A 9,073-nucleotide genomic window follows, 5' to 3' on the forward strand; every position below is an offset into this window, starting at 1 on the left:
GTACGCATGACGCTCTTCGTCTCCCGCAACGGGCGCACCCTCCACACAATAGTGTCTGTCTCGGAGCGTGTCGAGGCGGAAGCGGCTCCCCGCTTCGCCCCGGTAGGCATAGTCCAATTCGTAGCCCGCCGAGAGCTGACCCGCGAACTGAACGTTCGACTGACGGAGGTCTTGTTTCTTCTTCACAATCCGGTGCATATTGTCATAGCTCATCGTGAGGCTGTAGGCCGTGCCCGTGCCGCCGGCTTTCTGACCCGTGGCGGAGGTCAGGCGATAGAGCCCGTCGTACGTATAGCTCTGACTGATCTGACCCCATCCGTTCGCGCCGGAAGTCGTCTCGGCCGTGAGGATGTTGCTCACCGCATCATAGCCGTAGGCATTCGACAACAGCGGCGAACCCGATCCCTTTTGCACTTGCATGGACGTCAGGCGTCTGCGGTTGTCATAGGCGTAGGTGGTCGTCGTACCGTCGCCGTTCCGCTCCCGCGCCTTGCTGCCGAACTTGTCGTACCGGATACCCGTCCGATAGAGGGTGTTATCCGGCGTCCCGACTCCCGTCACAGCACGACCCGTGATCCGGTAGAGATTGCCGTCGTCGTCATAGTGGTAGCTCACCCTCTCGCGATCGGGGGTCTCCACCTCGCGCAGACGGCCGTAGCTGTCGTAATCATACTTCGTCCGGAAGGTGAATACCCGTTGGTTTGGAACCACCAGGGAGCGAACCTCCTCGGTCACTTCTCCGAGTCGGCCGTACCGGTAGGCGCTCGCCCCCGTGCGGTCTTCCCGAAGCACCAGACGGCCCCGTTCGCCCTCGGGGGCGTGCACATTCCCGTAGTAGCTCACGCTGTCAGCGACGCTGCCGTTGAGGGTGACGACTCGCGTCGGCCGGCCGGCCTTGTCATACTCGTAGCTGATCGTGCTGCCTTCGTTGGTCCGAGCCGTCAGCAGACCTCTGTCGTCATAGGCAAAGGTAGTCATTCCCGAGGCAGGATGCGTGAGTTCCGTACGACGGTCGCCCATATCATAGGTCGAGAGCGTTTCGTTCCCTTCCGTATCCGTCACCTTGGTGAGGCGGCTCAGGGCGTCGTATTCGAACCGGGTCGTGATCGTGCCCTGAGGGCCGCTCAGTTGTTGGCTGAGCAGCGTCAGACCTCTTCCGTTCGTTCCCGTCCGGACGCGGTTGCCCAGGGCATCCGTGATCGTCGTGGTCAGCGCATGGAGGCCGGCGTCGATGCCGTAGGTGCTCTGCGTACGGCTGCCGTCGGGCAGAATCACCAAAGTGGGCCTGTCCGTCCGGTCATAGATCGTACGAGTCGGGGCGATCTGATCCGGAGCGGCGGTGAAGGTCTTCAATCGTGACAGATCGCTCTCCGTCGTCGGATAATAGGTCGAATCGGCCCGGCCGAAGGCATCGTACTGCACCCGCCCGCTCACGATCAGGCAGCGCAGACTGTCGGCTCCCCCTGCGATCACGCCGTCTTTCTTGACCTGCACAACCCGACCGAACCCGTCGCTGAAGGTGGACGTCCGAACCGTTTTGTTGCTCCGGTAGTCGTAATGGGTGGTGACGGCATTAAGCGGTGACGCCACCGGTGACCCTCCGTTCGTGCCCGTGAGCTGATATTCATGCTTGATAAGCGGTTTCGTCGGGACATTGCCTACCGTTGACTGCTCATAGGGGCCGCTGATCGATACCAACCGCCCGAAGGCATCGATCGAGCTCGTATGCTCTTGTCCGTTCGTGTCCGTGAAGCGGGTCATCACGCCGTAGTCGTAGTCGTAATCGAATGTGTTGGTCAGCCCCTCTCCATCCGTTATGACGGTGATGAACTGCCGCTTATAGTTGTCATAGGTATAGGAGAAGCTCATCGCGTCCCCTCCCGTCGTCGCAGAGGGAAGGGTTTTCTTGATCAGATTCCCGAGGTCATCGTAGTCGAACAAGAAGACGGCTCGACGATCGGCATTCAGCTGCCGGCTGAAGCTGAGCATTCGTCCTTCGGTGTTATATGTGGCTTCTATGCTCCGGAGCAGGGCACCGGAGGCGCCCCGCACTTCGAACCGGACCGGCAGGCCCAGAACATAGCGGCCGGGGAAGTCCGTATAAAAGACATCTGTCTGATAATCGTATGTGCCGGATCCGTCCGGACGGAGGGTACCCTTCTCGCTGAAGCGCCCGCTCTTGAGTTCGCCATAGCGGCCCGTATTGAAGTAGTAGTCATTCCAAACGGTCGAAACCACCAGCGACTGACTGCCTTCGTACTGTCGGCTGCGTGTGTAGCGAAGCGGGGCATAGGCCGAGCCGTTGTCTGCCGCATAGGTATTGTCCTTGAAGAAGGTGTAGAGATTACCCGTGGCTGTCAGGCGATAGACATCGTATTCGTTTGCCGTCTCGGTCAACTTCTGTCCCGTGGGAGTCTCTACCCGATTCTCCAAAACGAGTCCTCGTCTGTAGTAGTTGCTCACGTCATAGACATTCACCCGACGACGGTAGTCAGTCGGTTGCGTCGGTCTCGTATCCACATCAATGGTGACGACAGAGCCGAAGCCCATGAATTCACGCTCGCGACGGTCGTGCCGCCCCTGAGCATACTCGAACCGCATCATGCTCGGCACACCATCCGCCTGCACGCCGTCATCGATGCGGAGGCTGCTCATCACCCATTTTCCGCCCGGCAATTGCGGGTCGGGTGTCGTGCGGGTATAGTCGATCGTGAAGCTGCCGCCCACCGAATTGCGCACCTGCTTAAGCTTATTGGTTCTGCGGATGGAGGATAGATGTACCGACAGACCGTTGGCATCTTCTGATCTGACCCAGTCGGGATAACCATCCCCGTCCACATCAGCCAGCATGGTACGGGGACGACTCAAGGATTGGGAGACCGAAACGCCCATATTCACAGAAAACTTCAGGAAAAAGACGGGGAAAGATACGGTCGCGCCTATATTGCCCGATTCCGACACGGACTGGCTGTGACTATATTGATCAACGGATCCCCACCGGATCGGCGATGCCAGATGATCGCCTCGATTGAGGGATACATAGACACCGTCTCCCGTTACATGGATGTAGTCCGGAAGTCCGTCACCATTCATATCGCTGAATGAATAGGTCTCATGATTGTCGGACTGCGAATAACCAAAACCGCCGGAAATGGAGCCGGCTCCTATGGAGAAGCCCAACCCCAAACCACCGCTCGTATATGCGGCTTGTCCCGACCGTAAATCCGCTATGCCGAAGGCAGGAACCGGATTGGTGAAGCCGTAACCCAAATTGTAAGCCACGCTTCCGCCTTTGAAAATCTTATCGGGCAATCCGTCTCCGTTGACATCAATGAAAGCGGACTCGGCGGTATCCTCGTTATGCTGTTGCGATAAATCCACCGAAAGGGGGAAATTAGCTGCTCGCGAATCCGTGGCCTGGTTTTGGTCTGATCCGACGAGACTCTTGAAATTGCCTTTGGCGATATCGCTGACAACTGAATAGGCATGGACGGGGTTGCCGCCCAGACCTGCGGAGGCCGACGTATTATTCGAAGTCGTGGACCCGTCAAGGGAGAGATCTTCTTCTATTTGCCCCAAAGCATTCGTATAGCGAATCCTCTTGGGCGTGAGAATATCGGGATAACCATCGCCGTTCATATCCTGATAGCCCATTTCCGTTTGGCTCTTCCCTCCTGCCTGAGAGAATGTAGTGATGAATACTCCGGTGTAGTCCGATGTGCTCTTGGTCTTGGAGACCAAAGGAACAGCCTGTACCTCGCCCGCTGAGAGAGTTGCGCCTCGCACCTTCACACCCGAATTGACCACGTCGTTCGCATACAGACGACCCGTACATACGGTATCTCCCGCCACATATAGTTCGGGATTGGATCCGAGCCATCTCTTGCGAGCCGATTCTGCCCGTAACGGGAAGAAAGGCAGATCAAGCGAACTCACATTTTCGGGATCTTCTCCATAAGGATTGGCCAAAGCTGCTTCGTCAATGGGGCGGCTGTAGCGGTCTCCGCCGGCATTGTAAATGAACTGTCCCCAGTTGCGGTGATTAGTGGCATAGAGATCCAACGAATCATTGGGGATGTAGATCCCTAACGAAACGCCCTCAATACCCATACCGTTGCCGATATAGCCGAAAGAGCAATGATTCTTGAGCTTCTCGGCAAAGGCATAATTATTCGTCAATATATTGACTTCAAATTGTTTGAGGGGTTCGAGGGCAAACTCGAATTGGGTACCGGCTATCGCCTGTGCCAGCGACAGCATCCTTTCGGACACAAGGCCATCGGCCGTCTTGGCGACCATCCGGAAGGGACGTCGGAGCTCTTCTTGGGAGAAAACTCCTGTCGGGGGAGCAAAGACATGAATATGACCGATAGATGCTGCTCCACTGACCGGTTGCATGAACATGAAAATACTCGAAGGAGACAATTCGGCATAACGCCTCAGCTTCGGGACAATCGGTAGTGTGATGGTAGTGGTATCTGTCGGGAGGGAATAAGAAATCTTCAGATCCGTCGATACTTTCTCCCATGCGATTTGCGTGCCGGCTTCCCCTCTGAGCATAAAGACGGTGTCTTGAAGCCCCGAGAAAGTGGTTTGGATCGTCTGTTGGCCGGCGGCGGCAGGCATAGCCTGCTGCCACAGCTGAGATATAGACGGGGCGGTCGTGGTGCCTCCTATCGGCTGAAGGCTGCCCTCAGAAAGATTTAGCTGCGGCCAGATGGAGAACAGGATGCCGTCCGATGTCTTTTCCTTGCCGATGCTGCCCGAGAGGGTAAAAGAGGTCACGCCGGCAGGCAACTTGATCATGCCATGGCCGTCCTCTTGAATATAGCGGGACGATTCATACGACCCGAGAGGATAGCCATTGGTATCCGTTCCCGTAGCAAAAACATGGTGATCACCCGATTCTTGCATTCTTGCGCCGGAGCCTCTCAACGAATTGTTTTCGTCCATCTCTGCCAATGGAGTACCTCCAACCCCTGCGATGACAGGACCGCCGGCATCTGTCAGATAGGAGACGGTCGGTGCCCATTTCACACGGTCGAAGTTACCGTTGCTCGTGGAAGTGTTTCCACTTTGCAGACGGAAGTAGATCTTGTCTCCCCGACTCACATTGATCGGTCGGGAGATACTCATCGAATGAGGAAGGTGGTCTCCTTTGTTGATTTGTAATTGACGCAATTCGGCCGCCCCGTGTTGGATGGCCAGTCGCACACCGTCGGCATGAGCGTAAGCGTCTGTATCATACCCTTCTTCGGGCGGCAGTAGTTGTGCTGCTCCTCCGATGGTGATCTCTCCGCTCACGGGAGCCGTCCATACACGGACGATATCCTGCATGGGCGAATAGACTTGGAGAGAGTCCGGACTCTCTCCGGATTCGTACTCATCATCCGGAATGGTCAGCGGACTGCCTTGAATCGGATTGGGACTGGCTTGGCTGCCAAGGAGGAATCGGGGAACGACCAACCCGTTCTCTTCTACCGGACAATTGAAGTAAACACGCCCACCCGAAACGTAATCGGGCAATCCGTCTCCATTGACATCGGCAAAGTAGTTTTTATTGATACTATAGCTGTTTTGGAAGCTGAGTCCTTTTGCAAAGCTTATGGGGCCGATGCCGACAATGCCTTTCGCACCCTTTTCGACGGCAGTAGTGACTCCCTTGGAGAGGGTGGAAAGTCCTTGTATTGGGCGGGGAGCAGAGAAGGTGGGAGTGGATCCGTATGCACCCGGTATCTGGGCTCGAAAGAAAACTCTTCCGTTCTTTTTGAATACTTTGTCGGGCAGTCCGTCTCCGTTGAGATCCATGAATGCCAATACATCCTCGTTCACACTTCTTGAGAATCCCAGTTGGAATCCGAGAGTCCCGCTGGCAAATGTGAGATCGAACAAATTAGCTCCCACTCCCGCATAAAGGGAGGTACTGAATCCTTGGGTGCCGGTTCCTCCCAAAAGGGTGGGAGCGCCGGATGATGCACCGGCTTGACCGCGTATTTCTCTCGTTTGAGAATCATACGTCCTGTTGCGTCAAATACCAGCAGACTGAACGCTTCGGATTCATCCGTGCAGTATTTCGCTCTAAATCGCTTTTCGGATGCATCCAACGGATAAACCAAGAACCGATCCGATAAGGACTGCATCAGCTCCTCTTCTGCCGGTTGAAGCTCTGCCTCGGCTTGCTGCTGAGCTTTGCGACACTCTGCTTCTAAGAAGAAGGAGAGACTTTCGGACAACTCTCCGTCACAGAATATCTCCAAGGTATAATAGCCTTCGGCCAGATTGCCGATATGCAGATGCGTATCGGAACTGATCCCCCTGCAAACCTCGTGCCGAGGTTCAGTCGGTGAGATCGAGTCGCTCAACACATACTCATATTCGGGAGTCATGCTCAAGATCAACAGATCCACCGAGCCGTTACACTGTGAACGCATGCCGTCACAGTCCGGTGATTCAGTGTCGATAGAGATGGCTGTACGAGTAATATAGCCGAATCGGAAGTAAGTCTTGGCATCCCAAAAGAGATTGTGGAAAATAACTTTTTGCCGCTGGGGATCGACCTCTGAGGCTCGAATAAATTCAATTTTGTTTATTGTGTAAAAGTCATCATTCATATTCCGACATAAGAAAACCTGATGGGGCATATCGGACATCGGAACCTGCATGGGAGGAATAGAATAAGAGAGTTCTACTTTGTTTCCCGTATCATAGAAACCGCCGGATCGCAACTGCGTGAGAACAGTTAGATTATTTTCACCGGTATTGATTCCTTTGAACTGCACAATGCCGAAAAACTTTCTGGAACGGTCTGAAACCGGAATCGAAATAAAAGAGGAGGCAACTACTCGTGAGCCTATGCGCAGGTAGAGCTGTGTCTTGTTTTTACAAATGCTGATCTTGTCATTGGCTCCGGCCGTCGCAACCTGATTCCCAACCGTATTATTGACTACGATATAAATGCGACCATCTCTGCGAACTTGATAACCATAGGAACAGGTCGAACCCGATACGGCAGCATCTGTGACGGAAAAACCTATCCGGACGTATTCACATTGGAGCTGGTTCCGAAAGAAAGAAAAACTGCCGGTCTCTTCCAAGAACGGAATTTTCGTGACGGCCCGACTCAATTGGTTCATTTCTTTTTGAGAGAACGAGGTGTAATAAGAACCTGAAGCTATCGTTAGATACAACTGCGACTGCCACAAGTTTTCTTTTTGTATTGTCGGCGGAGCCATTCCTCCGGAATAGGTCTGCCACCCCCGCTGCATCAAGAGCAGACCGTCGAATGCTGCCACGGGAGCCATCGTCAGAGGCCTGTCGTTGTCGCTCCAAAGCAGATAACTACCCTCATCCATCGTATTCCCGTCCTCTCGGCCAATACTCAACAGCCGATGCTCACTCGTCTCATTATAGGGATTGCTCTCGAAGAAGCTGTCGTACTGGTCGCTATAATTGTCGGCCTCTTCATAGGAGGTCGTCCCGACGCGTTGATAAAGATCCCAAGAACGCTCTCGCATGATGCCGGCCAACCGATGATTGTAACGATTGCCTGTTTCGTAATCACGCAACAAATTAGTCCCCCGATAGATCGAATGAGTGGGAGTGATGCCATATTTGATGGAGAGATAACTGCTGATTTGAACCTGCTCGAAGGGGGTCAGTTTGCGCGCATAAACGATCATTTCAGGGGTATAGCCATCGAATGCGCCCAACGGATTCAAGAGACTGCCAAAGGCTGTTTGGATGGAGGATGCTCCCGTTACAGAACCGACACCTTGGATCAAGGTGGCCTCCTGACCGACAGCTGACCATACACCGGTAGTCGGAGCCGTGCTGCGATGATAGGAAAGAACGCGCAAAGCTTGTTCTCGGAAAGCAGACGGAGATGAGAGGCCGGAAAGCAGGTTGCCAATATTGTTTGCCGAATAGCCGATGGTGTCGGGATGATATCCATGAAAGGCTTTGGTCTTGCTGACCAGAAAACCTTTGCCCGGTCGGGCATCTACCCCGTAGAGCAATCTGTCGGAGGTCAAGCCCGAAGATCGCGGGCCAAAAACACCCACGATGGTGCATTGGGACAGATCGCTACGACGCAAGCGGCTGATCTTGGCCGTATCCGGATGGGTCACCGACAGATTGAGTGCCGGATGGAAATTATAGGTGCGTATGTGGGATTTTTGCTGCCTGAACTCTTTCCATACGCCATCCCGCAAGTAGAGCAGGCGTGTCGTATCGCCGGAAAAATCACGATAGTGATAATCGGCATGCAGATCATCTGTTACCGACTCGGTTCGATACCAAAGTTCACATCCCGAAACACCCCCGGGAGACTGGGCTGCCGCTTGATAGCAGACAAAGAGGCCGCTGAAAACAGCAGCCAAAAAGTAGCGACTGGCATGTATCATAGCTCTTTCTCATATATAAGACGGTAGTCGGCAAACGACTATCCGATAATCTGCAATATAGGACATGCTTTCATCTTCTTTTACAGATTCTATCGGCAAAACAACCCGATAAAAAAGATTTTGTCAGCATTAAGATAGTTTTTTTGTTCTTATTGACGACTATCCGACAGCAAACATAGAAAACTTCTTGCGAAAAAGCAAATTCAATGACAAACATTTCAATGCAAATATGCTAACTAACAATTCGGATAGCAAAAAACAAAAAGATGCTGCTCATCGGCCTCTTCATCGGCCAAATGACCGGTTAGACGATGAAATAACGGAGACAAAGCAGCCAATCACGGTGTCATACATCGAAAACTATCGGTACAGATGACACAACAACGAAAAGTAGGCGTTCTACTGCGGTAGAAACATATTTCTAAGACGCTTTTGAGGTTACTATAGCCTATCATGCCTACTAAAGCAAATGCTTTCATGGTCGTTACATCCTATCATGCCATCAAATGCAAATACTTTAATAGTCATGATAGCCTGTAATGGTATCTAAAGTAACTGCTTTTGATACCGTTACACCCTATCATGCCATCTAAAGCAAACGTTTTAGTGGTTATGACAGCCTGTAGTAACCTCAAAAGCAGTAGTTTTGTAGTCGTAAATGGTGGTAGTCA

2 protein-coding genes are annotated in these 9,073 nt (G+C 53.1%); both read right to left on the reverse strand.

Annotated features, from left to right (window positions below; genetic code table 11):
- On the reverse strand, positions 1-5,832 hold a 5,832-nt coding region (locus C7382_RS08990; protein ID WP_317042951.1), incomplete at its 3' end, for an RHS repeat domain-containing protein.
- Positions 5,829-8,402: a hypothetical protein gene (locus C7382_RS08995; RefSeq protein WP_116679948.1), complete on the reverse strand. Its 2,574-nt coding sequence runs from the start codon at positions 8,400-8,402 to the stop codon at positions 5,829-5,831. The genes C7382_RS08990 and C7382_RS08995, both read right to left, overlap by 4 nt.
- Positions 8,403-9,073: the final 671 nt, after the last annotated feature.

It is taken from the genome of Porphyromonas loveana (assembly GCF_003096695.1).
GTDB lineage: Bacteria > Bacteroidota > Bacteroidia > Bacteroidales > Porphyromonadaceae > Porphyromonas > Porphyromonas loveana.

Bases quoted from the DNA above. Each gene is read 5' to 3' on its own strand.
- C7382_RS08995 (WP_116679948.1), bottom strand. From the start codon at position 8,402: ATGATACATGCCAGTCGCTACTTTTTGGCTGCTGTTTTCAGCGGCCTC.